The sequence below is a fragment of the Mucilaginibacter sp. KACC 22063 genome, assembly GCF_028736115.1.
Lineage (GTDB): Bacteria > Bacteroidota > Bacteroidia > Sphingobacteriales > Sphingobacteriaceae > Mucilaginibacter.
Window position 1 is genome coordinate 1,692,864 of the sequence record NZ_CP117877.1, and the last position, 26,650, is coordinate 1,719,513.

Annotated in this window: 27 protein-coding genes; 12 read left to right on the forward strand and 15 right to left on the reverse strand. The window is 40.7% G+C overall.

What is annotated here, in order from left to right; translation table 11 throughout:
* Window positions 1-74 precede the first annotated feature (74 nt).
* Window positions 75-1,406, forward strand: coding sequence for an L-lysine 6-transaminase (gene lat, locus PQ461_RS07415; RefSeq protein WP_274302860.1), 1,332 nt, complete (start codon window positions 75-77; stop codon window positions 1,404-1,406).
* A gap of 174 nt (window positions 1,407-1,580) precedes the next feature.
* A complete protein-coding gene (locus PQ461_RS07420) occupies window positions 1,581-2,006 on the forward strand; it encodes a hypothetical protein (RefSeq protein ID WP_274302861.1) in 426 nt (141 codons plus the stop codon).
* A 55-nt stretch (window positions 2,007-2,061) separates the two neighbouring features.
* Here PQ461_RS07420 and PQ461_RS07425 read toward each other — a convergent pair whose 3' ends face one another.
* The 5 genes from PQ461_RS07425 to PQ461_RS07445 all read right to left on the reverse strand — a co-directional run bounded on the left by PQ461_RS07425 (window position 2,062) and on the right by PQ461_RS07445 (window position 7,654).
* Window positions 2,062-2,469, reverse strand: coding sequence for a hypothetical protein (locus PQ461_RS07425; RefSeq protein WP_274302862.1), 408 nt, complete (start codon window positions 2,467-2,469; stop codon window positions 2,062-2,064).
* Between the two features lie 111 nt (window positions 2,470-2,580).
* On the reverse strand, window positions 2,581-3,384 hold the full coding sequence (gene mazG, locus PQ461_RS07430; protein WP_274302863.1) for a nucleoside triphosphate pyrophosphohydrolase: 804 nt from the start codon (window positions 3,382-3,384) through the stop codon (window positions 2,581-2,583).
* A gap of 80 nt (window positions 3,385-3,464) precedes the next feature.
* Complete coding sequence (gene mnmC2 / locus PQ461_RS07435) at window positions 3,465-4,139, reverse strand: tRNA (5-methylaminomethyl-2-thiouridine)(34)-methyltransferase MnmC2 (protein ID WP_274302864.1); 675 nt, start codon at window positions 4,137-4,139, stop codon at window positions 3,465-3,467.
* Window positions 4,132-5,481, reverse strand: coding sequence for an MBL fold metallo-hydrolase (locus tag PQ461_RS07440; protein ID WP_274302867.1), 1,350 nt, complete (start codon window positions 5,479-5,481; stop codon window positions 4,132-4,134). Before PQ461_RS07440 ends, mnmC2 begins: the two co-directional genes overlap by 8 nt.
* A gap of 112 nt (window positions 5,482-5,593) precedes the next feature.
* Window positions 5,594-7,654, reverse strand: a complete 2,061-nt coding sequence (locus PQ461_RS07445; RefSeq protein WP_274302870.1) for a M13 family metallopeptidase — start codon at window positions 7,652-7,654, stop codon at window positions 5,594-5,596.
* Window positions 7,655-7,914: 260 nt separating this feature from the next.
* On the opposite strand from PQ461_RS07445, the gene PQ461_RS07450 reads away from it, so the two are divergent.
* Complete coding sequence (locus tag PQ461_RS07450) at window positions 7,915-10,590, forward strand: valine--tRNA ligase (RefSeq protein ID WP_274302872.1); 2,676 nt, start codon at window positions 7,915-7,917, stop codon at window positions 10,588-10,590.
* An 80-nt stretch (window positions 10,591-10,670) separates the two neighbouring features.
* A complete protein-coding gene (locus tag PQ461_RS07455) occupies window positions 10,671-12,491 on the forward strand; it encodes an ATP-binding protein (RefSeq protein WP_274302875.1) in 1,821 nt (606 codons plus the stop codon).
* Here the strand turns inward: PQ461_RS07455 and PQ461_RS07460 are convergent.
* Window positions 12,474-12,944, reverse strand: a complete 471-nt coding sequence (locus PQ461_RS07460; RefSeq protein WP_274302877.1) for a type I restriction enzyme HsdR N-terminal domain-containing protein — start codon at window positions 12,942-12,944, stop codon at window positions 12,474-12,476. The genes PQ461_RS07455 and PQ461_RS07460 overlap by 18 nt on opposite strands.
* 493 nt (window positions 12,945-13,437) lie before the next feature.
* Here PQ461_RS07460 and holA point away from each other — a divergent pair, with 493 nt between their 5' ends.
* A complete protein-coding gene (holA, locus tag PQ461_RS07465; protein ID WP_274302879.1) occupies window positions 13,438-14,460 on the forward strand; it encodes a DNA polymerase III subunit delta in 1,023 nt (340 codons plus the stop codon).
* A 2-nt stretch (window positions 14,461-14,462) separates the two neighbouring features.
* On the opposite strand, the gene PQ461_RS07470 is transcribed toward holA, so the two are convergent.
* Both PQ461_RS07470 and PQ461_RS07475 read right to left on the reverse strand, forming a co-directional pair.
* Window positions 14,463-14,654: a hypothetical protein gene (locus PQ461_RS07470; RefSeq protein WP_274302880.1), complete on the reverse strand. Its 192-nt coding sequence runs from the start codon at window positions 14,652-14,654 to the stop codon at window positions 14,463-14,465.
* Window positions 14,655-14,716: 62 nt separating this feature from the next.
* The gene (locus PQ461_RS07475; protein ID WP_274302881.1) at window positions 14,717-15,694 is read right to left on the reverse strand and encodes a PAS domain-containing protein; all 978 of its coding nucleotides are present in this window, start codon (window positions 15,692-15,694) and stop codon (window positions 14,717-14,719) included.
* Between the two features lie 201 nt (window positions 15,695-15,895).
* Here PQ461_RS07475 and PQ461_RS07480 point away from each other — a divergent pair, with 201 nt between their 5' ends.
* Complete coding sequence (locus PQ461_RS07480) at window positions 15,896-16,282, forward strand: ribosomal maturation YjgA family protein (protein ID WP_274302882.1); 387 nt, start codon at window positions 15,896-15,898, stop codon at window positions 16,280-16,282.
* A gap of 97 nt (window positions 16,283-16,379) precedes the next feature.
* On the opposite strand, the gene PQ461_RS07485 is transcribed toward PQ461_RS07480, so the two are convergent.
* Together PQ461_RS07485 and PQ461_RS07490 are read right to left on the reverse strand one after the other, a co-directional pair.
* A complete protein-coding gene (locus PQ461_RS07485; protein ID WP_274302885.1) occupies window positions 16,380-16,973 on the reverse strand; it encodes a hypothetical protein in 594 nt (197 codons plus the stop codon).
* Between the two features lie 6 nt (window positions 16,974-16,979).
* Entirely contained in the window at window positions 16,980-17,270 is a 291-nt protein-coding gene (locus tag PQ461_RS07490) for a hypothetical protein (RefSeq protein ID WP_274302887.1), read from the reverse strand.
* Window positions 17,271-17,556: 286 nt separating this feature from the next.
* Between PQ461_RS07490 and PQ461_RS07495 the strand changes: the two genes are divergently transcribed.
* Entirely contained in the window at window positions 17,557-17,961 is a 405-nt protein-coding gene (locus PQ461_RS07495; RefSeq protein WP_274302890.1) for an EVE domain-containing protein, read from the forward strand.
* 7 nt (window positions 17,962-17,968) lie between these two features.
* Window positions 17,969-19,057: a carbohydrate-binding family 9-like protein gene (locus PQ461_RS07500; protein WP_274302893.1), complete on the forward strand. Its 1,089-nt coding sequence runs from the start codon at window positions 17,969-17,971 to the stop codon at window positions 19,055-19,057.
* Window positions 19,058-19,064: 7 nt separating this feature from the next.
* Here the strand turns inward: PQ461_RS07500 and PQ461_RS07505 are convergent, their stop codons facing one another.
* Window positions 19,065-19,586 (reverse strand): acyl-CoA thioesterase, encoded by a 522-nt coding sequence (locus tag PQ461_RS07505; RefSeq protein WP_274302894.1) that lies wholly within the window; start codon window positions 19,584-19,586, stop codon window positions 19,065-19,067.
* 131 nt (window positions 19,587-19,717) lie between these two features.
* Here PQ461_RS07505 and PQ461_RS07510 point away from each other — a divergent pair, with 131 nt between their 5' ends.
* Genes PQ461_RS07510 through PQ461_RS07520 form a run of 3 tightly spaced genes read left to right on the forward strand, consistent with a single transcriptional unit; the run spans window position 19,718 to window position 21,212 of the window.
* Entirely contained in the window at window positions 19,718-20,254 is a 537-nt protein-coding gene (locus tag PQ461_RS07510) for an RNA polymerase sigma factor (protein WP_274302895.1), read from the forward strand.
* Window positions 20,235-20,510 (forward strand): hypothetical protein, encoded by a 276-nt coding sequence (locus PQ461_RS07515; RefSeq protein WP_274302896.1) that lies wholly within the window; start codon window positions 20,235-20,237, stop codon window positions 20,508-20,510. The genes PQ461_RS07510 and PQ461_RS07515 overlap by 20 nt, the downstream gene beginning before the upstream one ends.
* 15 nt (window positions 20,511-20,525) lie before the next feature.
* Entirely contained in the window at window positions 20,526-21,212 is a 687-nt protein-coding gene (locus PQ461_RS07520) for an ATP-dependent Clp protease proteolytic subunit (protein ID WP_274302899.1), read from the forward strand.
* Window positions 21,213-21,223: 11 nt separating this feature from the next.
* On the opposite strand, the gene PQ461_RS07525 is transcribed toward PQ461_RS07520, so the two are convergent.
* From PQ461_RS07525 to PQ461_RS07540, 4 genes are read right to left on the reverse strand one after another with little or no spacing between them, the layout of a single operon-like run.
* The gene (locus PQ461_RS07525) at window positions 21,224-21,370 is read right to left on the reverse strand and encodes a hypothetical protein (RefSeq protein ID WP_274302900.1); all 147 of its coding nucleotides are present in this window, start codon (window positions 21,368-21,370) and stop codon (window positions 21,224-21,226) included.
* A 51-nt stretch (window positions 21,371-21,421) separates the two neighbouring features.
* Window positions 21,422-22,675: a type IX secretion system plug protein gene (locus PQ461_RS07530; RefSeq protein ID WP_274302902.1), complete on the reverse strand. Its 1,254-nt coding sequence runs from the start codon at window positions 22,673-22,675 to the stop codon at window positions 21,422-21,424.
* A complete protein-coding gene (locus tag PQ461_RS07535; RefSeq protein ID WP_274302905.1) occupies window positions 22,675-23,151 on the reverse strand; it encodes a DUF5991 domain-containing protein in 477 nt (158 codons plus the stop codon). Before PQ461_RS07535 ends, PQ461_RS07530 begins: the two co-directional genes overlap by 1 nt.
* 7 nt (window positions 23,152-23,158) lie before the next feature.
* Window positions 23,159-25,084: an ABC-F family ATP-binding cassette domain-containing protein gene (locus PQ461_RS07540; protein WP_274302908.1), complete on the reverse strand. Its 1,926-nt coding sequence runs from the start codon at window positions 25,082-25,084 to the stop codon at window positions 23,159-23,161.
* 132 nt (window positions 25,085-25,216) lie between these two features.
* On the opposite strand from PQ461_RS07540, the gene PQ461_RS07545 reads away from it, so the two are divergent.
* Entirely contained in the window at window positions 25,217-26,542 is a 1,326-nt protein-coding gene (locus PQ461_RS07545) for a MutS-related protein (RefSeq protein WP_274302910.1), read from the forward strand.
* Window positions 26,543-26,650 lie beyond the last annotated feature (108 nt).

Here is a 26,650-nt window from a genome sequence, read left to right on the forward strand (position 1 = left end):
ATCACTTGAGTACAAAAACGGCTTAAATAGCTTATTTTAAGGCATTTTCGTACATTTGAGAAAATCGCTTCCTTATGAATATGATGCCAGTAACTGCCCAGAATGTACACGAAGTTTTAAAGAGACACGTACTTGCCGATGGCTTTGACCTAACCTTTGATATGGAGAAAAGCCAGGGCGTTTATATCTACGATTCTAAATATAACCGTACCCTGCTCGACTTTTTTACCTGCTTTGCATCTGTACCTTTAGGATACAACCATCCTAAAATGCTGAATGATGAAGCCTTTAAAAAGGACCTTTTACTGGCCGCATTAACCAACCCGTCAAACAGCGATATCTACACTGAACAATATGCCCGTTTTGTGCAAACTTTTGAGCGTGTAGGCATACCAGATTACCTTCCACATGCCTTCTTCATTTCAGGTGGCTCACTGGCTATTGAAAATGCACTAAAAACGGCAATGGATTGGAAAGTACAGAAAAACTTCGCCAAAGGCTACAGATCAGAAAAAGGGTTTAAAGTAATCCATTTTGAACATGCTTTTCATGGCCGTTCGGGTTATACCTTAAGCTTAACCAACACTAAGCCGGTTAAAACCAAATGGTTTGCCAAGTTCGATTGGCCGCGTGTAAGCATCCCTTACATTGATTTTGATGAATTTAAAAACGATCCGGAATCGCTTTACCTGCGCGAAGAACAATCATTAGCAGAAATTGAAAAAGCCTTTGCTGATAACAAAGACGATATATGCGCCATTATTATAGAACCTGTACAATCTGAAGGTGGCGATAATCATGTGCGAAAGGAATTTTTAGAGCAGCTGCGTATTATGGCTGATGAGCATGAAGCCATGTTGATTTATGATGAAGTGCAAACCGGGGTAGGACTTACAGGCAAATTTTGGTGCCATGAACACTTTGGAGACAAGGCACGCCCGGACATTATTGCTTTTGGTAAAAAAATGCAGGTTTGCGGTATACTGGCCAGCAGGCGTGTGGAAGAAAATCCTGAAAACGTATTCAGTGTACCATCGCGCATTAACTCAACCTGGGGCGGCAACCTGACAGATATGGTGCGCTCAGCCAAAATATTAGAAATTATTGAAGAAGACGGATTGTGTGCCAATGCAGCCCAAACAGGAACTTATCTTCAGCATTGCCTTAACGAATTGAGCAGAAGCTATAACCAAATCAGTAATATACGCGGCAAGGGCTTGCTAACAGCATTTGACTTTCCTGATGCTGCAACAAGAGATGCTTTTGTAAGAAAAGGACTGGACCACAATACCATGTTTTTAGGATGTGGTGAAAAGACCATTCGTTTCCGCCCGGCATTAATAATGGACAAAGCCCATATAGATGAAGGTGTAAATATTATGAAGGCTGTTTTAACAGAACTTTAAATATGTAATAATCTTGCTACACGTGTAAGTTAAACACTATATGTACCCCTGTTTTTGCAATTAAGATATTATACTTGTGTGATATCGTTTAATAACTAAACAAAATAGTATTTTATAATTAACGGCCGGCTATATCAACGGTCCGGTTTGTTATTTTTCATTTTAGGGGTAATAATGAGCAAACACACCGAGAAACTAAAAAAACAACTGCTGGAAATTTCAGAAGTTGTCAACGCATTCCAATCAGAGGCGGTACAGCTGAGGATTGTGGATAAATTGCTTGACACGATGCTCGAAGCCGAGCGTGGCGAAGCAGATGTGGATAATTTAGGTAAGCGCACACCAAGAAACGGGGATGAAGAGAGGCTGATAGGTAAAAAGAAACCAGGCGCCACTAAAATTTTATACCAGTTACTCGCAAGTGACTTTTTTAATATACCGCAATCCATTTCATCAATAGCTGAGCATTGCAGAGATCAATTCGAAGCTGACTTTAAAACATCAGAGCTTTCTGGGATACTGCTTAAACTATCTAACGAAGGCAAGCTTATACGTCAACGCAATAACGATAATAACAGGTTCGAGTACGTAAAATCCTGATAAAAATAAAGGCCTGTGCATTTATTGCACAGGCCTTTATTTAAATAAGTTATGCTTATTTTATTTTCTTCAGATCGTATTGATAGATGATCGTATCTGATGCAGTTGTATAAAACTTAAACACGCTTGACCCATCAAACTGGTAAACGTAAACACCAGCTAAATGTACTTTAGCAGGAGGCACACCAGTGGTACTTGCCGTTTTATCAACAAATAAGATATACTGAGGGTTAATGCTGAAATCACCATAGCTGCCAGCATGCGTAGTTGTGGTATCACTTGTAACCTTATACCCTGCAACCGCAGTGGTATTCATATCCATGGTAAAATTTGATTTAGTAGTATCAATTTTACCCGTAGCTTTACTTTTGTGATAGATAATAAATTGCCCGCTGAAAGTTCCCGAAGGTACCGGTAGCGGTGTAGTGTCGGTGTTATCTTTTAAACAGCTGCTTAAAGCCATTATCAGAAAGGGTAGTAGGTAGAGAATTTTACGATGCATACTAACTTCTTATCAGGTTCTTTAAGACTTATACGTAGGTTAGAGTGTAAACGCTACGTTTAGTTTAATATTTTATAATTTTTTTGCTTCATTCCAGAAAATATCCATTTCTGCAAGGGTCATATCTTGTAACTGGCGGTTGTTTTCTTTAGCTTTTGATTCGAGATACTGGAAACGTTTAATAAACTTACGGTTAGTTTTCTCCAGCGCATCTTCAGGATTGATATTAATGAACCTTGCATAGTTGATCAATGAAAACAGCAGGTCGCCGAATTCGCCTTCTGCTTTTTCATGGTCAATAGCGGCTTCATTTTCCACATTAAATTCATCTCTGAATTCTTTGATCTCTTCTTCAACCTTTTCCCAAACCTGGCCTTTATCCTCCCAGTCGAAGCCCACGCCGCGTGCTTTTTCCTGTATGCGCGATGCTTTAACCAATGCAGGTAATGATGCCGGCACGCCGCCCAAAACAGATTTATTACCTTCTTTAAGCTTTATCTTTTCCCAGTTGCGTTTTACGTCGTCTTCGTTGTTCACCTCCTCATCACTGTAAATATGCGGATGGCGGTTGATCAGTTTATCGCAAATGCCGTTAAGTACATCAGTAATATTAAAGGCATTGGTTTCAGAGCCTATTTTAGCATAGAAAACCATGTGCAGCATAATATCCCCAAGCTCTTTACGGATCTCATCCATATCGCCGCTCAAAATAGCGTCAGAAAGCTCATAAGTTTCTTCTATGGTAAGGTGGCGCAGGCTTTCCATGGTTTGTTTCATGTCCCACGGGCAGTTTGCACGAAGATCATTCATAATGGTAAGCAAGCGATTGAACGCTCCGCCGGGAGTATCTGATTGTACTGGAGGTGTTAATGCCATACAGCAAATGTATGGAGTTTACCATTGCGAAGGAGTGAATTTTAAATTAATGAATCATGTAATTCATTAATCAACGTAAACTACCTTATTGCCCTAAGCATTTCGCGCTTACCTGGTGCGCCGGGTGCTTTCTCAACTTTTAGCCCTAATGCTTTAAGCATGCGTTTTAAATTACCTGTAATGGCATAGGTGACAAATACCCCGCCCGGTTTTAAAAATTTTACAGTATGGCTTATGGCTTCTTCATTCCACATTTCGGGTTGATGAATAGCCGCGAATGCATCAAAATAAACAACATCAAAAAGCTGACCGGTATTGAATGAAATAAGCTGACGGGTATCGGTAGTGAGGGTAACAAAAGGATTAAGCGGGACAGGCTGTTTTAAAGATGCCTGGTACTGCTGCATAAAAGCCTGCCATGTTGCGGGTGACAGATATTGGTCATACCCTGTTTGCGAGATCATTTCCTGCGACAATGGATATGCCTCTATGCCGGTATAATTCAGGTTGATCTCTTTTGCTGTGCAAAATTCGGCAGTGAGTAAGAAGTTTAAACCTGTACCCAAGCCCACCTCAAGCACGCTGACTTCATTTACATCCTTACCTGCAAGAAAGTACCTTAAACCTGAATTTAAAAAAACATGCTGGCTCTCTTGCAAGGCGCCATGTTTAGAATGGTAGTTTTCGCTAACCTGCGGGTTGAAAATAGTTTTCGACCCATCAGCAGTGGTAACAAGTTGCAATTGATTATCCATTCTTACGGCTTGCAAAACCAGCAATGGCATCGCCTAAATCATAAACGGGTACATTATTTACCTGTGTGGCAATAATACTGCTTGCGGCAGCCGAGCGGTAGCCCGCTGCACAGTGTACAACTATTGGTTTATTGGTAGGGATATTATTCAATTGCTCACGCAGTTCAGGAAGGGGTATGGTCAATGCCTCATCAAATATCTTCGACTGGTTGATCTCATTCCAGTTACGCACGTCAACTATTGTGTAGTTTTCAGGATGTGATTTGAAATCTTCCTGATTCAATACTGGCGACGTGGTATCAGTATGAGCCGGAGCAGTTATAGCACCTTTAATATTTTGTTCGTAACCTATTTTAGCTGCTCTTGCAATAGCCTGGTCTAAATGTTCATTATCGGCTGCGATAATGTAGAAAGGTTCATCACCATTTAGCAAAGCACCCAGCCATGTTTCAAACTTGCCGTTAAGCTGAATGTTTACAGCACCTTTAATGTGGCCTTTCTTAAAATCCTGTTCCGGGCGGACATCTACAATGAATATTCCGGCTTCAAGTTCTGCATCTGCTGCTAATCTTGGTACTGCATTAACAGAAGCTGTAAAAGCAGGTGCGCCTTGTTTATTCAGTTCAACATCGTAACCAAAGTAACGTGGCATAAATGGCTGATCGCCGGTCATTAGTTCAACGAATTGTAGTTCGTTCATCAATTGCAGGGCGTAATTCTCACGCAATTCTTTGCCAATAGTGCTTTGCAGATCAGGGCTCATGCTTTTGCCGCATAAAGAGCCGGGGCCGTGTGCAGGGTAAACAATTACATCCTGCGGCAAGGTCATCAGCTTTTCGCGGGTAGAGTGATATAGGTCTCGTGCCAGTTCTTCTTTTTTAGCTGTGATGTTGCCTGCATTCTCACGTAGGTCAGGCCGGCCTACATCACCGGCAAACAGCGTATCGCCAGTAAAAATGGCTGTGCTTTTTCCAGTTTCATCTTCTACCAAAATGCAGATAGAATCGGGGGAATGGCCTGGTGTGTTAATTGCTTTAAGTTTAATGTCGTTCAGTTCTATAACATCACCTTCGTCAAATGTTTGGTGCGGATAGCCTGCGCCAACCAGTTTGCTCACGTAAATGGTAGCACCGGTTTGCTCATGTATTTCTAAATGCGAGCTTACAAAGTCGGCATGCGGGTGTGTTTCAATCACGCCAACAATATCTGCCTCGTGCAGTGTAGCAAAGTCATAGTAAGGCTGTGGGTCGCGTGCCGGATCAATTACGATCATTTTACCGGCTCTGAGCACTGCGTATGAAGCATGTGCAAGGCCCTTATCATAAAACTGATGTATAAACATTGGCGCAAAGATAAGGGTATTGTTTATTTACTGAAATGGCTTGTGTAGCGGGTATGTAAATAAAAAAAGCCACCGGATTTTCCGGTGGCCTGGATTTAAAAATTAAGGCTGTTTACCATACCTTAATGCGGTCTTCAGGCTTTTTATACATTTTATCGCCTGGTTTTACGTCAAATGCCTGGTACCATGCATCAATATTTGTTAATGGTGCATTGGTGCGGTATTGTTCAGGAGAGTGCGGATCTGTCAGGATGCGTGATGCAGCTGATTCCGGGCGCTGTAAGCTTCTCCAAACTTGTGCCCAAGATAAAAAGAATCTTTGATCTGGAGTAAATCCATCAATTTTTGCGCCAGACTGGCCTTCTTTTGTTTTTTTGAATGCTTCGTAAGCAATGTTTAAACCGCCAAGATCGGCAAGGTTTTCACCTAAAGTTAAGCGGCCGTTAACGTGCATGGTATCAAGAACGGTGTAGTGGTTGTATTGGTCAACTACCATATCGGCACGCACTTTAAATTTGTCAGCATCTTCTTTTTTCCACCAGTCGCGCAGTGTGCCATCGGCATCATACTGGCGGCCCTGGTCGTCAAAGCCGTGGGTCATTTCGTGACCGATCACAGCACCGATACCACCATAGTTAATGGCATCATCAGCTTTAAAATCAAAGAATGGGAATTGTAAGATACCTGCAGGGAATACGATCTCGTTATTAACCGGATTGTAATATGCGTTAACGGTTGGAGGTGTCATGCCCCAACGGGTTTTATCAACAGGTTTGCCTAAGTGGCCAATCATTTCGTTGTAACTCCAAACTGAAATGCGTTTAAGGTTGCCGTAATAGTCATCGCGATTAATGGTTACACCATTATAAGTTTCCCATTTATCAGGATAACCGATTTTAACAGTAAATGCATTCAGTTTTTTTAGCGCACGTTCCTTAGTTTCAGGGGTCATCCACTCTAAGCGTTTAATACGGTCGCCTAAAACCCCTTTAAGGTTGTTCACCAGGCCTACCATATATTGCTTAGCAGCAGGTGTGAAGTATTTTTCAACGTAGATCTGGCCTAACAGTTCGCCTAATGCGCCGTTAACCAAACCCGCCATACGCTCTTCGCGCGGAGCCTGTACTTTCTGTCCGCTTAACACGCTGCTGAATGCAAAGCTTGCATTAGCAAACGGTGAGCTTAGCTGGCTGGCAGAACCACGCAAAATGTAACCTTTCAGGTAAACTTTCCAGTCTTCAACCGGTACAGAGGCTAACATCGCATCAGCGCTCTTTAAAAAGTCGGGTTGTGCAACCAATATGCTGTCCTGTCCGTTCACTTTCATTTTAGGCAATAAAACTGCCCAGTTTAAGTGAGGTGTAGTTTTGCTTAAATCAGCAACGGCAAACTTGTTATAAGTTTTTTGAGGGTCGCGCATGGCAACACGGCTCATTTGTACTTTAGCCAGTTCAGTTTCTATACGGATAATGGTTGCCGCATTTTTTTCTGCCACAGCTTGGTCTGTTCCTGTTAAAGTGAACAGGGTAGTAAGATAAGTTTTGTAAGCGTCTAAAATCTTTTTGTTACGTGCATTATCAACCAGGTAATAATCACGGTCTGGCAGGCTGGTGCCGCCCTGGCCTAAGCTGGTAATATATTTTGTAACGTTCTTAGAATCCTGGCCTACGCCAAAACGGAACAGCGGACTGCCTTCGCCAACGGTACGCTGGTAAGCAATCTCGTCAATTACACCGTTAAGGCTGCTGATTTTGTCGATACGTTGCAAATCTGGCTTAATCGGTTCGTAGCCACGTTTTTCGATGGTTAAGCTATCCATGCCACTGGTATACAGGTCGCCTACGCGTTGTTTAACGCTGCCTTTAGGCTGAGTCGGGCCTTTGCTTACTTCGTTCAAAATGGTGCGCATTTTTTTGTTGTTCGATTCAGCAAGGATACCAAAGCTTCCCCAACGGGTTTCTTTAGCCGGGATGGTGTTCTTTTTTAACCAGCCACCGTTAGCATATTCAAAGAAGTTATCGCCAGGCTTAACTTCAGGATCCATGTTGGTCGGATCTATAAATTTCTGAGGCGGATCAGATTTCTTTGCATCGTTACCGCTGCCTGTAGCAAAAGCGTTTGCTGATAAGCACAACGCACTTGCAAGCACTAAGTGAGTAAATTTTGAGTTCATGCAATTAATTAAGAAAAGTTGAATTTACTTAATTATACTTTACCCTTACAATAGCTTGCCTTATTAAACCTAAGGCGGGTTAAATAAATTTCGTGCTTTAATAGGTTATTGTGCTTCTACACTGATAATTTTAAATAAAACCCACATAAAACTTAACTGTAACATTTATGATGTACTGCAAAAACAGGGTTATTTAAGCAGCTACAGTAAAGGTTTTTCATGCTTCATAACATCCAACAAAAAGCTTATTTTTGCGGCTTATGAGTATTTCTAAGACCTATCAGCCAAAAGAAGCAGAAGCCAAGTGGTATAATTACTGGTTAGCTAACGGTTTTTTCCGTTCGGTGCCCGATGAGCGCGAGCCATATACAATTGTAATCCCTCCGCCAAACGTCACCGGTGTGCTGCACATGGGCCACATGCTTAACAACACTATTCAGGATGTGCTGATACGCCGTGCGCGTATGCAGGGTAAAAATGCCTGCTGGGTACCCGGTACCGACCATGCAAGTATTGCTACCGAAGCTAAGGTTGTTGCTATGCTGAAAGAGCAGGGCATTGAGAAGAAAGACTTAACACGCGAAAAGTTCCTGGAACATGCCTGGGAGTGGAAAGAAAAATACGGCGGTATCATCCTTGAACAATTAAAGAAGCTTGGTGCATCATGCGATTGGGACCGTACCCGTTTTACGATGGAAGAGGATCTGAGCGAAGCCGTTATTGATACCTTTATTCATTTATATAAAAAGGGTTGGATTTACCGTGGCGTGCGCATGGTAAACTGGGACCCGAAAGGTAAAACTGCCGTATCTGACGAGGAAGTTATCCGTAAGGAAGTGAATCAGAAGCTGTATTATATTAAATATAAAATAAGTCCGCAAGACAGTAAGTCCGCAAGTCAGGAAGACGCGCTTTCGGACTCTCAGACTTCCGGACTTCCGGACTATGTTGTGATTGCCACTACCCGCCCGGAAACTATTATGGCGGATGCTGCGGTTTTTGTTAACCCTAATGATGAGCGTTATAAACACCTGCATGGCAAAAGCGTATCTATTCCGTTGGTGAATCGTGTAATTCCGATCATGACGGATGAATACGTAACCATGGACTTTGGTACCGGCTGTTTAAAGGTTACCCCGGCGCACGACTTAAATGACTATGAGCTTGGGCAGAAACACCATTTACAGGTTATCGACATCCTGAATGATGATGGTTCGTTAAATAATCTTGCAGAAATATTAGTTGGCGAAGACCGCTTTGCTGCCCGTAAAAAAATTGCTGCCATGCTTGAAGAAGCAGGTGCTTTGGAGAAGGTAGAAGAATATAAATCGCAGGTAGGTTTTTCTGAACGTACCGATGCCGTTATTGAGCCACGCCTTTCTATGCAGTGGTTCTGCAAAATGGACGAAATGGCTAAACCCGCCCTTGCCGATGTGTTAAATGGTGATGTTAAGCTAATACCCGACAAGTTTGTAAATACTTATCGTCACTGGATGGAAAACGTTCAGGATTGGTGTATCAGCCGCCAGTTATGGTGGGGACAACGCATCCCGGCGTGGTACAATGAAAAAGGGCAGTGGGTAGTTGCCAAAACCGAAGCAGAAGCAAGAGCAGAATTTGCGGCACAAGGTATAGAAGTGACCAGCATTCGCCAGGAAGAGGATGTGGTTGATACCTGGTTCTCGTCATGGTTATGGCCTATTTCCGTATTCGACGGGTTTAAAAATCCGGATGGAGCAGATATCAATTATTATTATCCAACTAATGATCTGGTAACTGCACCGGAGATCTTATTCTTCTGGGTGGCGCGTATGATTATGGCAGGCCACGAGTTCCGCGGAAAAAAGCCTTTTACCAATGTTTACCTTACTGGTATCGTTCGTGATAAGCTTGGCCGTAAAATGTCAAAATCATTGGGCAACTCGCCCGATCCGCTTGGCCTTATTGAACAGTACGGCGCAGACGGTGTGAGGGTAGGCATCCTGTTATCTTCACCGGCAGGTAATGACCTGATGTTCGACGAAAGCTATTGCGAACAGGGGCGTAACTTTGCTAACAAGGTTTGGAATGCTTTCCGTTTGGTTAAAGGATGGGAAGTTGACGAAAGCCTTGAAAATAAAAATCAGATTGCGATCGACTGGTTTGCAAGCCGCTTTAATGAAGCCTTAAAAGAGATTGAAGAAAACTTTAGCCAGTATCGCTTATCAGAAGCATTAATGGCTACTTATAAGCTGGTTTGGGACGACTTCTGCGCATGGTATCTGGAAATGATAAAACCTGCGTATCAGCAGCCGGCAGATGCAGCAACTTACAGAGCAACAGTAGCTTTCTTTGAACAGATATTGAAGATTTTACATCCTTTTATGCCGTTCTTAACAGAGGAATTATGGCATGATGAGATATTTGGTGAACGTACTGAAAAGGATTGTATCATCGTGGCAAAAATGCCCGAAGTTGGGGATATAAATCTACAGCTTAACAATGAATTAAATTCAGTTAAACTAATTGTTAGTGGAATAAGGAATATTCGTAATGCTAAGCAGATTTCTCCTAAAGAAATGCTTGATTTAGTGATAAAGCAAAATTCAAATATCAATTATCATTCCTATTTGCCGGTAATTACTCATTTAAGTAATCTGGGCACAGTTGAGTTTGCTGATGAAAAGGTAACAGGTGCTGCCAGTTTTATGGTACTTACCGACGAGTTTTTTATACCACTTGCAGAAAATATTGACCCTGCTGCAGAGGCCGAAAGACTACAAAAAGAAATAGAATATCTTAACGGTTTCCTGAAGTCGGTTAACGCAAAGCTTGGAAACGAACGTTTTATGCAAAATGCCAAGCCGGAAATAGTAGAAAACGAGTTAAAGAAAAAAGCGGATACTGAAGCTAAGATCAAGGTGATACAAGAGAGCCTTGCATCTTTGGCAGGTTAATTGCCTTATATATAAGTCTGATAGCATGATGGTTATTACACATCGTGCTATCTTGATTTATACAGGGGCTTTAACCAATTATGCATCAGGCAAGTTTTTTTAACATTTCTTTAAATAACATACTCACCGCTGAACATTCAATACTTGATAAGGCGCGTATCAGGTTGTTGTATTTTGGTTTATGGCTTGCCTTTATTGCCGATTTAGCTTTAATATTTACAAGCTTTGCGCAGGCAAGTACAGTGAATACTATTATTTCGGGTTTTACAGCCGTACTGCTGCTGGGTTTATTTAAATACCTGACCTGGCGTCCCGACTGGCGCAGAATATCGCACGTGCTGCTGACAATGGTTACGCTGCTGAACCTTAGCAATGTTTATGTACTGGTTCAAAGTGTTAGCCTGGTTACCATTCAATTAATACTGATCACCGTTTTGTTCAGCTTTTATATGCTTGGACAAAGCTTTGGTTTGTTTTATTCGTTGGTTAACATTATACCGGTATTGGCATTTATGGTGCTGGAGTACTATAGTAGCTATATCATTAATTTTAAGCCCGAAAAAGTAGATCAATCGCTTACCATAGTATCCGTACTTAGCAATTTCATACTTATCATTTTCATACATAGCCACTTTTATGGTGCTTTTCTAAAAAACATTAAACAGCTGAAACAAACCAGCGAAAAGCAGAAGCAGCTAAATGTGCAGATGGAAGTTGCCATACAAAAGGCTGAAAAATCGTCTCAGGCGAAGTCTGAATTTTTGTCGACCATGTCGCATGAGATCCGTACGCCGTTAAATGCGGTTATTGGTATGTCTAACCTACTGATGATGAGCAATCCGCGCCTTGACCAAAAGGAAAACCTGGAGATACTTAAATTTTCTGCCAATAATCTGCTTGCCATTGTGAATGACGTGCTTGATTTTAACAAGATCGAGTCGGGTAAGCTTATCTTTGAAAACGTGCGCTTTAACATGGGCGAACTGATGCATAATATCTGCGGGGCACAAATTATTAAAGCAATTGAAAAGGGACTTAATTTTAGTCTTAATGTAGATAGTTCGTTAAAGTACCGTACCATCATAGGCGATCCAACACGCCTTACGCAGGTGATCTTCAACCTGGTGAGCAATGCCATTAAATTTACAGAAAAAGGCAATGTATGGGTTAATGTAAATTGTATTCAGGATCGTCACAATGTATTAGCTATACACTTTTCTGTTAAAGATACCGGTATAGGGATAGATAAGGACAATCTGAGTACTATTTTTGAACCCTTTGCGCAGGAGTCTATGAGTACCACGCGCCAATATGGAGGTACGGGTTTAGGGTTATCCATAGTGAAACGCTTGTTAGAATTGCAGGGGGTAAGTATGTATGTTGATACCAAGCCGGGCGTTGGATCAGAGTTTTCATTCAATATGGAATTTACGGTGCCTACTGATGTTGAAGTGAAAAAGCCAGCGGAGCAGCTAATCCCTGTATTAGAACATCCCAAGCAAGAACAACTTAGTGGTAATTTTAGTGATGTGCGTGTACTTATTGCTGAGGATAACCCGGTGAACGTAATGTTGATGAAAAAACTGCTCTCTAAGTGGGATATTACACCAAAATTTGCCGAAAATGGCGCATTAGCGGTTGAGATGGTTCAATATGGTAATTTTGATATTATCCTGATGGACTTGCAAATGCCGGTAATGAACGGTTTTGAAGCTGCTACAGAGATCAGAAACCTGGCTGATAACAGAAAATCCAATTTGCCGATTATTGCTTTAACAGCTTCGGCATTAGTTGACATTCGAGAACAGGTGTTTAGTTCAGGTATGAATGATTATGTTTCTAAGCCTTTTAAACCCGACGAGCTGAAAGAAAAAATGCTGGGTTTACTTGCTATGGCTTAAATCTGTATAATCGGGCAATTCTTTTAAAAAAGAATAGCTGTTATTTTCATAATCAATATTACAGCAGTGATTTACCAGGCCGTTGGTAACAGCCAGTAACCGCACTTTGTGTACCATATTATAACGGGCTGCCTGGTCAAACACCTTTTGGTCTATATTAACAGTTGGCGCTTTACATTCTATAAGCAATATCTTTTTACCCGTTACATCATGCACCACAATGTCTGATCTTTTAAGAAGACCATGCAGCTTTAAGCCTCCTTCCAGTTTTATAAGTCCCTTGGGATATTTTTTATGGTGAATTAAGTACTGAACAAAGTGCTGCCTAACCCATTCTTCGGGCGTAAGTACGATTTGTTTTTTACGTATTTCATCTAATATGAAAAGTTGTCCGTTGTTGTCGGTGATCTTGAAAGGATAGGGTGGTAAATTTAAAGGCTGCAACAAACTCACAATGCGAAATTACCAAAACTTGATGGATAATTATAAATGTGCGGAATGTTGACCCCTTATTAATGCAAGTGCGGTGTTGTACTAACAGTAGTCTTCCCCTTTAAAGGGGAAAGCAGAGGCATTGCACCTGCAGTAACCCTGATAAGGGTATATTACATTATAAGACTTTTAACGGCATAAGATCTAATAAGAGGTATATATTAAAAATTGTGACCCCTTATTTACGCTTCTAAAGGTTGCACCGGCGGTAGTCTTCCCCTTTAAAGGGGAAAGCAAAGGCATTGCTACGGCACAAATTCTGATAAGGGGTATATTACATTAGAGACTTTGCTACGGCACAAACTCTGATAAGGGGTATATTACATTAAAGACTTTGTACCGGCAGTAACTTTAATAAGGGGTATATTAAAGCAAAGGCACTGCTACGCACAAACTTTAATCCCTGGCCATTCCTTATTCCTGCCGCATAATTTGTAATTTGCACCGTATTGGTATGACGGCTCCTGAAATTCTTAAAGATCTAAAAAACCGCAAGTTTAAACCTGTTTATCTGCTGCATGGCGATGAGCCTTACTTTATTGATGTAGTAAGCAATTATATCGAACATCATGTATTGCCAGATGCAGAAAAAGGCTTTAATCAAACCATATTATACGGCAAGGATACCGACATGATCAGTGTTTTAAATGCCGCGAAGCGCTATCCTATGATGGCCGATTACCAGGTGGTAATGGTTAAGGAGGCACAGGATTTAAAGTGGGGGAAGGAAGATGATGATAAAAAAACGCTAAACCCCCTGCAAAGCTACCTCGACAAGCCGCTGGCCAGTACCATTTTAGTTTTTTGTTATAAGTACGGCAAGTTTGATAAGCGGAAGAAAGCTTATAAAGCCATCGAAAAAAACGGGTTGATATTTGAATCAGCATCGCTATATGATAATAAAATTCCTGGCTGGATTGAAGGTTATGTAAGCGATAAGAAATATCGCATCAACTCGCAGGCGTCAAACATGCTGGCCGAGTACCTGGGAAACGACCTGTCTAAAATAGCGAATGAGCTGGATAAGCTGATGTTAAATATTCAGGAAGGCGGCGAAATTACCTTAAAGGAGATACATGACAATATCGGTATCAGTAAAGAATATAATGTATTTGAACTGCAGGCAGCCTTGGCCAAGCGCGACGTAGTAAAAGCCAACCAGATCATTAATTACTTTGATGCCAACCCAAAGGCCAATCCTATTGTGGTTTTAATGGCCAACTTGTATAGTTTTTTCAGCAAAATATTGCAGGTGCATTACCTCAAGGACAAATCGTCAGCAAGTATTGCCAAAGAATTAGGGATAAGCCCATATTTTACTAAAGATTATGAGCAGGCTTCCCGTAGTTATGATCAATACAGAACCATGTATATCATCGGTTTGCTGCGCGAGTACGACCTTAAAAGCAAGGGTGTTGATTCAGCAGCTGAACATGGCGAGCTGCTGAAAGAACTGGTTTTTAAGATCATGCATTAAGATCACTCGCCAGTATCCGGCTGAAAGTCGAGATCAAATTCCAGATCGTCAGCGTCGTACTGTTTAATTTCTCCCGAATTTAATTTTACTTCTACAGCATCCTCTTCATTAAGTTGCTGTGTATTTACAATGCCCTTTTCATCCGTAGCAGAAATGGTAACCTGGTCGCCGTATTCAAATAGTCCGTTCTTCATATCAAATATATTATGAAGACTAACAGTTGCTATTGATAAAATGTTTATGAACCGATGTAAGCTTACATATGGCGAACTACAGATTTATCTTCGGCGCGGGCGTTGATCACCTTAATCACATCATCTAACTCCTCGGCGCTTTGTTTTAGCATTTCCAAACAGCGATGATAGTGAGGCTCGTCTTTCAGGTCATCTTCAAGTGTATGCACAATTCCAATTACATTGGCGATAGGTTTGCGGATAATGTGCGAATTAAGATAGGCGATCTCATCAAGCCGCTTATCCTTATTTTCGATTTGTTGTTCTACGTTTTTGTTAGCTGTAATATCCTGAAAGTAAACAGTTAAGCCATTTTTGCCGGGATAGATATTGATACACAGCCATTTGTTATAGTAAGTGAGGTATATCTCAAACTTTTTTGCTTCCCTGGTTTTTTGTGCATGCGTAAATTCCTCGTATAAAGTTTCATTTTTCCCATAATGACACACTTTCCAGAAGCTTTTACCTATAGCTTCTTCCTTCGTAATGTTAAAAGTCTTTTCGGCTTCTTTGTTCCAGTAAGTAATCCGCCAGTTATTGCTTATCGTAATAAAGCCATCGGTAATGCTTTCGAGCGTAAGGTAGATACGGTTCCAGGCATCCGTGATTTTTTGGTCTTTAATGATCTGATCGGTAATGTCATTAATCAATACCATACGGCATTCCCGGTTATGGAATAATACCGTGTATGAAGTAATATGAACATAAATCAGCGAGCGGTCTTTTTTGATATGGGTAAGTTTCTTTTTAACGGTCTGGTTATGCTTAATGCGCTTTATCAATGTGCGCATATCCTTTTGTTCTTCCTTCGGCCGTATGTCAGCTAAGGTGATGGAGTGCATAAATTCTTTATAGCTGTAGCCATAATGCTTTATGGCAGCATCATTCACCAGCAGAAAGCGCAAAGTTGCTACTTCAACAATCCACATCGGGTGCGGATTTTGATGAAACAAGATCTCAAAACTAATATCGGATTCGTTAACAGCTAAAAGCGTATCCATGGCACATACTTCAAAAATGTTATTATTGTGATTACAACGCTTAAGCCGGGTTTACATAAGGTCAACTAAAGTTAACAACCCTAAGTTAAAAAGCAAACTTTTACTGTTGTGTAAATAAGCTAACAAAGAAGACGTAGTATATTGTTTTTTAAATGATTACGATTTTTTTATATACTTTGACCTGCATTTAAATACCGCCCTATGCTGCGATCAAGAATAACATATCTGCTGCTAACTACACTTACAGTAATTGCAGGACTGCTATCCCGGCATTTTTCATTTATTCCATTGTTTATTGGCGATATACTTTGGGCAACAATGGTCTATTTTATTGCACGGTTCTTATTTATCGTCAAACCTTTAAGTTATTCTATTATAGCTTCCCTAATATTCAGTTATGCAATAGAGTTCAGCCAGCTTTACCAGGCATCGTGGATTAACAACTTAAGGCATACCTTATTGGGCAAGCTTATTTTAGGCCAGGGCTTTTTATGGAGCGATCTTCTGTGCTATACGATAGGGGTGGTTATTGGGGTGATGGTGGATAGAGCTTTTTTTAGGAGGGGGGCACAAAGTAGTACTTTATGAGTACTTAGCATTCTGAGAAGTTGGCTTGAACTGGTATCTTAGAATAATGTTCAATTTTTAACAAGTTAAAATACTTCAATTATTAATGAAGTTCTAATCATTTTTTTAAATACAAAGTATCAATATAGATGGTTGCTGTATCATCATTTAATATCGATTTCCTTATTACTTTATATGCATTTTTCGATTTAGTCTCCAATTTTATATGTAGAGACTTGTAGCCAAATACTCCAGTCATTATAATTGCTAAACAAAATAATAGTGCTTGAGAAATTGAAAAGAATCGAATGTTGCGATGATTTATATGTATATCATCTGTATTATCAACTAGAGTTTCTGCTGTATTAGAAGATGTTATAGAATTGGCATTTGGTATTGCCTCTTGATTAGTTATAGTAGCGGCTACATTGTCTGGTTGATTAGATTCAGAAGGTGGTGTTTGATCAACTAAGTTTTTATTCATTGGTAATAAGCGACCAGTTAAAGCCATAAGTGTGCCTATCCCCATAATAATGGAGACAATGAAAACACCCCAAGTCCAAATCAAAAACGTTTTTGTTGACTCTTGAGCACCACCCAATATATCTTTTGAAAAAGTGACAGTAAGAGTTATTATTGCAGTCGCTATAGTAATTAATTGCTTGGTCGTCTCTGCTGCAAAATCAAATGCCTTCTTTTGATTTTCTTTCATGAGAAACTAGCAAAATGGCCATAAAGGACAAATGCTTTTTCTAGCATTTGAGAATGTTCTTGTTTGCAGCCCTTCATATAAGCTTCTTTGAATCATACTATCAACCAAAAACAATAGATTTTTCTCAGCCAATTGTCTCTTGCTTGTGTCGTTTAATTCAGATTCACTCATGTTAGTAACACCGGTATTTATGGTCTCTCTAAGCAACTCAGAAATCATTAGAGGAACTGGCATCCCTCTTTGTCTAATTCTTGTCGCTGCAACATCAAAAAGATGCTTTTTAAATTGTTCGTTCATTAATATTTAAGTAATTAGGTTATTCAAATTTAATTAAATTAATAGAAATTTAATTGCAACGTTGAATTGCTAATCTCAATTCATAAAAAAACAATTTATATATAACGCCATTAGGGGTTTAGGCCCCAATAAGGAAACTTAACAGTTCTCCAAAAGCGAATTGTTAAATACTGCTTTTGCTTTTTCACCTAAGCTACTTTATATTTTAAATTTTCACCACATTTTGTCACCTTTGAGGTGTTGGCGGTAGAAAATGCCTCTACAATACTTTAAATAAATATTTGAAATGCAATACTGGCTCGTTAAATCAGAACCTTTTAAATACAGTTGGGAAAAATTCAATCAGGATGGGCGCACCTTTTGGGATGGTGTCCGCAATTTTCAGGCGCGTAATAACCTGCGTGCCATGCAAGAGGGAGACCTGGTGCTGTTTTACCATAGTAATGAAGGGAAGGAGATTGTTGGTATTGCTAAAGTTGTTAAAGAGGCTTACCAGGATCCTACTACTGATGACACCAATTGGGTAGTGGTTGATCTTTCGCCGGTTGAGGCTTTGAAAAAGCATGTTACTTTAGAACAGATCAAAACCGATGAGCAGCTGAAAGATATTGGCTTGGTGCGCCAGGGCCGCCTGTCGGTAATGGGCTTAAAGGCCGAAGAGTTTGACCGTATCATCGAATTGGGAAGCTAACATAGTAATGAAAAAACTTTCTATCTCCATAGCCTGCCTTTTAGGCCTTGCTGTTCCGGCTGATTTATTCGCTCAGGATATTTTTAAAGACTTTAAGCCGTTTTTTGAAACACCGCTTGATTATGTGGTTAAGTATGCACCTGCTGCTCCGAAGATCGACGGTAATATCAACGATGCTGCATGGCAGCAAGCCACCTGGACAAGCGAGTTTAAAGATATAGAAGGCGACATCCGCCCGAAGCCTATTTATCCAACCAAAGTAAAAATGCTTTGGGACGATCAATACCTGTACATCGCTGCCGAACTGCATGACCCCCATGTGTGGGGAACACTGAAAAAGCGTGATGAAGTGATTTATCATGATAATGACTTCGAGGTATTTATTGACCCATTGAATACTACACACGAGTATTTTGAGATAGAGGTAAATGCCTTAAATACCATATTCGATCTGTTCCTTAATAAGTCGTACCGCAATGGCGGCAACCCACTTGTTGCCTGGGATGCGCCGGGATTGATCTCTGCTGTAAAAGTTCAGGGTACATTAAACAATCCGGCTGACAAGGACAAAGGCTGGACGGTGGAAATGGCCATTCCCTTTAAGGCTTTTACGTTCGACAGATATATAGCACCTAAAGAGGGAACCTTATGGCGGATCAATTTTTCGCGCGTAGAGTGGGATACCAAGGTGGAGAATGGCAAGTATGTAAAATTGAAGGATAGCCTTGGCCATCCGCTCCCCGAACATAACTGGGTATGGTCGCCGCAAAACATCATCAACATGCATTACCCCGAGCGTTGGGGATACCTGCAATTTACAAAGCAGTTAACAGCGCCTCAGTTTGTACTACCTTACAGCGAAGATCAGAAAAAGCTATTATGGCTGGTTTACTACAAGCAGAAAAAATATTACGAACAGCATAAACAGTATGCTGCAAGTTTAAGTGAGCTGTCGGTCCCTGAAAAGGCTACAGTTGCCGGTAAAGACAATCAGCTACAATTGGAAGCCACCAGCCACCAGTTTATGGCATTTGTAAATGATGGTACCCAGTACTGGTCAATCAACCAGGACGGACTAATAGAACAAACGAAATAAAAAGCTGTTATTTCTTAGCTGCAGTGAACAATGCTTTCAATTCGGTAGCATCGTCTGGTTGCATACGCCCGCTTAAAATAAGGCGTAGCTGGCGGCGGCGTAAAGCACCATCGTATAATTCCAACTCGCGGTCGGTTTCTGGTGTAAGTTCGGGCACGGCTACGGTGTGGCCGTCTTTTTCAAGCGCTACAAAGGTGTAATAAGCTTCGTTGCTTTTTATTTTAGTTCCCGATGGCAGGTTCTGCGACCAAACATCCAGCCGCACTTCAAGCGAAGTATTAAATGCCCTGGTAACCACTGCCTCAATCATCACGGCATCGCCCAGTTTAATTGGGTTCTTAAAAGAAACATTATCTACCGATGCAGTTACCGCAATGCGGTTACTGTGCTTTTGTGCAGCCATACCGGCAGCAATATCCATCCAATACAATAAACGGCCACCCATTAAGTTACCAAGCATGTTGGTATCATTGGGTAAAACCAACTCATTCATAACGGTATAGCTATCGGTAGGTGTCTTTTTGATCATAGTGGGCAAAGATAACTTTTTAACACAATTTTATTGCTTAAGCCATATACGCTTTAATTGCAGTTGTAAAATATATTCTTTCTTTTTGGTGATAATTGTTATTCATCAGGTACATCGTAATAAATGCAGATATGAAACAGCAGCCAGATCTATCAACCATAGCTCAACGCGAATCATTTTTTATTGCTTTGTACCAGATGGTTTTTCCCGCTGTAGCAAAGTACATCAGTAAAAGGGGCGGCAGCCTTGAAGATGCTAACGACATTTTTCAGGATGGTATTATTGCCTATTATGAAAAGCTTGTATCCGGTTTGAATATCGAAAATGAGCAAGCCTATATTATGGGAGCCTGCAAAAACCTCTGGATAAAGAAACTGAACGCAGCAGGTAATTTGTCTTTAGATAGCGTAGATGAAATACTGATTGCCGAATCAGCCTATACGGAACCGGCAACTGACAGGTTGATGTATTACCTGCAAACCACAGGGCAAAAATGCATGAACCTTTTAAAGGCATTTTACTACGATAAAATTTCGTTGAGGCAAATAGCAGAAGTATTTGGTTATGCAGGCGAACGCTCAGCGACGGTACAAAAATACAAGTGCCTTGAAAAAGTAAGAGACACCGTTAAACAACAAGCATTGCAATATGAGGACTTTATTGATTGAAGTGAAGGACATTGAGCAGTACTTGTTTATAACCGGAACTGCCGAAGACCGATTGCTATTTGATGCCAAACAAATTATTAATCCTGAATTGAAAGGTAAAGTTGCCGATCAGCAAAAGGTTTATGAATTGGTAAACAATTATGGGCGTAAACAGCTTAAGGCTGAACTTCAAACTGTGTTTCAAAACCTGGTGTCAACACCTGAACATCGTTCCTTCGCACAGCGGATCAGAAGCATCTTCGGGCCAAAAAACTAATCAAAATTTAAGGGAATGAATAAACATGAATTTCGCAGCTATGCTGTGAAGCACCTCCGTATTGCCGGTACTTTCGCAGACGATTATATTAAGGCGACCTCGGAAATGGCTGCCCCGCTTGCCATGACGCCCTATATCACCGAAGAGCGCCAGTTGAATGTTGCACAAATGGATGTATTTTCTAGGTTAATGATGGACCGCATTATTTTTATGGGCACAGCAGTTGACGATAACGTGGCCAACATCATTCAGGCACAACTACTCTTTTTGCAGTCTGCCGATAGTAAGAAGGATATACAGATGTATGTAAACTCACCCGGCGGCTCTGTTTATGCAGGCTTGGGGATATATGATACCATGCAGTTTGTTACGCCTGATGTGGCTACCATTTGTACGGGTGTGGCATTGTCTTTCGGGGCGGTGTTGCTTTGCGCAGGGGCTAAGGGAAAGCGTGCAGCATTACCACATTCACGCATAATGATGCACCAGCCACATGGCGGCGCACAGGGGCAGGCTTCGGATATGGAAATTGCCATACGCGAATACCTTAAACTAAAACGCGAACTATACGAAATATTTGAAAGGCACACAGGTCAAGACTACCAGCATATCAACGACCTTGCTGACCGCGACTACTGGATGACAGCCACAGAAGCGCGCGAATTTGGTATGATTGATGAAGTTTTAAGCAGGGGAAACTAATAAGCTAAAGTCTATTTATCCTTTGTGAGCATAGCATGTGTGGCTTTGCCATCTTTAACACCCATCAGATAAACATCCTTACAGATTTTATAAGTAAGTGGCGCAAGCGCTATTACAACAGTGGCAATAAGTTTTTTTGAGTTGGTTTTATTTTGCATTGTAATAAGTGATATTTCTAAAGATAATCACTTTTAATTAATCGGCAAAACTTATCGGTTTGTGGAATTTAATTGTCTGTAGCCGATAAGTTCTTCCCAACGCGATCCGGGCGGGCGAAAATAGATAAGTACCTGGTAGGTGTTTTCCGTTTCGAAGTGATTACCCTCAAACTGGGTTAAGTCCATGTGCCCATCTTTACCCGGAGTAACAAATTCGTAATCGCAAACACCTTGCTTTAGCATGGTATTAAAGTAATAGGCGCCGCGTGTAGCATCAAAATTCATTTTGCTTGCAGCATCCATTACGTAGTTATTAAACTTACCTACTATATAAACATCATTGGTTGATGTGCCGGGTGCAATCAGGTTAAAGTACACCTGTGCATAGTCGCCGTCTGTTCGGGGATCGCGTCCTTCCTGGTTTCGGATAAAGAAATTACCGTCGTTATCGTAAGTGAACAGGTAATTTTCCTGGCTGCGGCTGCGATCGGGTAAAAGCAAAACTGCGTTGGCTGTATCCCTAAAAATGCGTTGTGTCCGTTCAGAATTTAATCTTAATGAGCGTGTGTCAAAATGCCTGAACTCGTTTCCTCCCGGAAAGTCATTTATGTTGATATCGTTATAAGCCAATGATGTGCCACGAATAAAAGTAGGCCTGGTGTTGATCTGCGTAGTTTCGTAAATGCCGTTTTGCATTACAAACGCCCTTATATCGCTATAAGGATTATTGATTTGCAAGCCTTGAAAATCAACTTCAAAATTTACCTTTTGGTTGGTGGTGCGGCTGGCTACATTATTTGAAGGTACAACTTGAGCCAAAATATTTGCACGTTGATTTACCACATAAAAGCGGCGGGTTAGAACAGGATTATTAGTGTCGCCATTCTCATAAACCTTCAGCAGATAGTTGCCGGAAATTTTGGGTGCGATGGTCTGATTAGGAAACCTTAACTCATAGTGTACATACTTTTTTAAAGTATTCACCGAGTAACGATAGTCCATTATCCGATCTTCATTGAACGACTGCAAATATTCATTAGGCGATATGCGTGATGGATTCCAATCAGCATCGCAATGCTCAATGGTGTAGTTGTAAGTTGCACTGTTGTTGGTCAGGTCGTCAAATGCTAAAAGCAGCTGTTCGTTTGAGCCAAGTGATATAATTGGGAAAGAACCCTCTTTTTCACTGTTATAAAATTCAACAGTTTTTATATTGGGGCGGTAAACACGGTCAGTGTAAGTAATTTGGGCTTGTGACTGAAAAGCAAAACATGCAACAAACAATATAGCCCATAGCTGCTTCATTACTTAGTTTTTCTTACAAAGCAGTTTTTACAAACAGCAGGAGCTTTCTCATTTAACTGTGGTTTTAAGGCTGCCCAGTGTGTTGTAATTTTACCATTAATATTACTTAAAGAAAACAGCAGCTGGCCTTTTTTATAAGCTTCCTCGTCATAAACAGGGCCGTCTGTTTGCTTGTTATAGTACACATTAATCGTATTGCCAGAAAGCTTTAAATCAGTTTTATAAGTAAAGTTGGTTGTTTGTCCTGCAACTTCTAATGATCCTTGAAATTGACCATTTACTTTTTTAACAGTAAAATCCCATTCCATAACCATTCCAGGTGAATTTGAGGAACCAGACGTAGCCTCTTCAAATTCATACTTGCCAGCCCAATTTGGTTGCTGTGCAGCAGATTTCGGAATGAAGGAGAAAATACAAAGAATAACTGTAACAATAAACAGTAACCCTTTAATCAATTGTCTTTTCTCCATCATCATCATTCTATTAAGCTTCCAGTTCTAAAATTTGTTCGGCAAGGGTTTCCCATTGCTGTTGTACTTGTTTCAGCTGGTTTTGCTTTTGTTTGTATTGTGTATTGGTATCGTTAAGCTTAGTTTTATCGTTATAAACTTGTGGATCAGCCAGTTTGTTTTCCAGTTGTTTTACTTCTTTTTCAAGTAAGGTAACCTGCTCTTCCATTTTTTGCAGATCGCTGTTCAGCTTTTTGATCTGTTTAGACTTATCGTCGGATGTGGATTGTTGCTTAACAGGGGCTGTTTCTTTTTTCTCTTCCTTCTTGGGCTGAGCTGCTGCTGTAGCTTTAGGCTCCAGTTTACGTTTAGACTGCCATTCTTCATATTCCTGGTATGTGCCCGGATATTCCTTGATTTGCTGATCTTCGATAAACCAGATCTTATTGGCGATATTATCAAGGAAATAACGATCGTGAGATACGGCAATAAAAGTACCTTCGTACTGTTGTAATGCCTGTATCAGGATATTTACTGAAGCCATGTCCAGGTGATTGGTAGGCTCATCCAGTATCAGGAAGTTAGCATCGGCAGTAAGCGCCTTGGCTAATGCCACACGCGATTTTTCACCACCCGATAATACTTTGATCTTTTTAAATACATCATCGCCAGTGAACAGGAAGCTACCTAAAATAGATCGCAGCTCGGTGTCGGTATGTTTTGGGGCAAATGATTGCAGCTCAGAAAGTATTTCGTTCTCCAGGTGCAGTGATTCTAACTGGTGTTGCGCGAAGAACGTTTTGGTTACATTGTAGCCAGTTTCTGCTTTGCCTTCAAAATCATGGTCGGCACCTGCAACTATTCGTAACAGGGTAGATTTACCACGTCCGTTAGCACCAATCAGCGCAATCTTGTCGCCTTTTTCAATAATGGCATTAGTATGCGTCAAAATCTGCAGGCCCGGATAGCTTTTGCTCAGGTCTTCAATAGTTACAACATTACGTCCAGATTGCTTGCTGAATTTAAAGTTGAAGTTTACTGATGGGTTATCATCATCCACATCATCAACACGCTCCATCTTATCCAGCATTTTGATACGCGATTGCGCCATTTTTGCTTTGGATGCTTTGGCACGGAAACGCTCGATCAGGCGTTCTTCCTGGCGTATTTTAGCCTGCTGGTTTTTAAACTCGCCGCGTTGTATCTCTTCACGCAAAGCTTTTTCTTCCAGATAAAAGGTGTAGTTACCTGCATAAACAGTCAGCTTTCCTTTGCGCGATTCAACCGTACGGTTAATTACACGGTCAAGGAACCAACGGTCGTGAGATACGATTACAATAGCGCCTTCAAAATTGCGCAGGTATTCTTCCAGCCATTGGATAGAAGGTAAGTCCAGGTGGTTGGTAGGCTCATCCAGTAGTAAAATATCCGGAGCCTGTAACAGTATTTTGGCAAGCATTACACGCATGCGCCATCCACCCGAAAATTCGGCTAACTTGCGGTGCGTTTGCTCTTCTGTAAAACCTAAACCTGCTAAAATCTCATGTGCTTTATACTCAATGTTATAGCCGTCAAGTGTTTCAAACTCGTGCTGCTTATCGCTCAGCTTATTTAGTAAATCTTCGCTGTAATCAGTTTCCAGTTTCTTTAACAGGTTTTCAATCTCGGTATGCAGTTGGTTCTGGCGTTCAAAAGCCTCCATTGCTACATGCAGGATTGATTTATCAGAAGCATAAGAAAGCAAATCCTGATTTAAATAACCTATGGTAAGCTCTTTAGATTTTGATATCGTGCCGGATGTAGGTGAGTAGTCGCCCACAATTAGCTTTAGCAATGTTGTTTTACCGGTACCGTTGGCCCCAATTAGGCCAATCTTTTCTCCGGGTTTAATATGCCAGTTAGCTTCATCATAAAGGGCCCTCGCACCAATCTCAAACGTAAGGTTATTTATAGCAATCATTTACCCGCAAAGATACCGTTTAGAGAACCAAGAGACAAGAACCAAGAGACAAGACATTGTAATAAATTATATTCAGGATAATAAATAATCGTTAATGTCTTAATTAACCGGTTGAGTATTTATTTTGGCTATATGGCAGACTTATCCTTCAAAACTGATGAACAAACTCAGCGCGACCTTGCCCTGTTTGGGGCAACCATTGATAGAAGCATCATCAGTTTGTTTACCCCGGTCACCTATGGTGGTGTGGAACTGTTAACACACCTCTTTAAAAATCCATTGGCCGATATAAATCTGATTAAACAGCGAATTGAGGCCATACGTTATACTGGTGAGCATTTTGACGAATTAAAATTCGACAGGGATGATATTGATTTTGTAGAACATTACCTGCGTGCTAATCGCACAAAAAAGGCATCGAAATTAAAAGCATACAAGGATAAACTAAAATATAGGCTGATGCCAGAACATGATTATTATGTTATTGAACGTGGTGTAATGTTAGCTGTTGAAATATTTAAACAACTGCATGATTTGCTACAGCAAAAGTATCATCAGGAACTTACCAAATTATTAAAAACGGCTGTTATTAAAACGGCAAGCCTGTTTGAGGGTGCGCCATCCAATTACAAAACGCAAAGTTTTACCGCATGGGATACCGAGGTTTGGGACGAATGGTTAAGGAAAACAGCATACAAACAGGTAAGAGAAGTATTGGATGTAATTTACCAGTTAGATGTTTACATAGCAGTAGCTAAGAAAGTGCAAAATGATAATTATTGCTATCCTGAATTGTTGGAGTATAACAGTCCGGTATTAGAATTAGGCGGATTATATCACCCAATGCTAACCCATCCGGTAGATAACAGTATTTCATTTGGCGAGAACAGCAATATGTGTTTTGTTACCGGTGCAAACATGGCAGGCAAGTCTACCTTACTTAAGGCTGTGGGTATTGCTGTTTACCTGGCGCATTTGGGTTTTGCAGTACCAGCCAAAAGCATGCGCACTACTGTTTTCAAAGGTTTGTTTACTACAATTAATTTATCCGATAATATCAATGTAGGGCATAGCCATTTCTATGCAGAAGTGTTAAGGATAAAGCAAGTAGCTACCCTTATTGGCGAATTGCAGAGCATAGTTGTAATATTCGACGAGTTGTTCAGAGGCACTAATGTTAAAGATGCCTATGAGGGATCGGTTGCTATTATCAGGGCATTGGCTAAAGTTAAAGGTTCTGTATTTATAGTTTCAACCCATATAACCGAAGTGGCTCCTCAATTACAAGACCTTCCTAATGTGCATTTCAAATGCCTGCGTTCTACTATTGAAGAGAATGAAGCCGTTTATGATTATAAGTTAAAGGATGGAATTTCCGATGAACATTTAGGAATGCGAATTATAGAACAGGAAGGCATTGTAAATATTATTAACAGCCACACTGAAGCAAATAAATAGGGGAGGTAGAATAGGCAACAATGTTATTCTACCCTGCCTTAAATATCAATTATAACAGATTCTTTATTAACGTTCTTCGAAGGAGTCCTTTGTACAAATGACAATAGG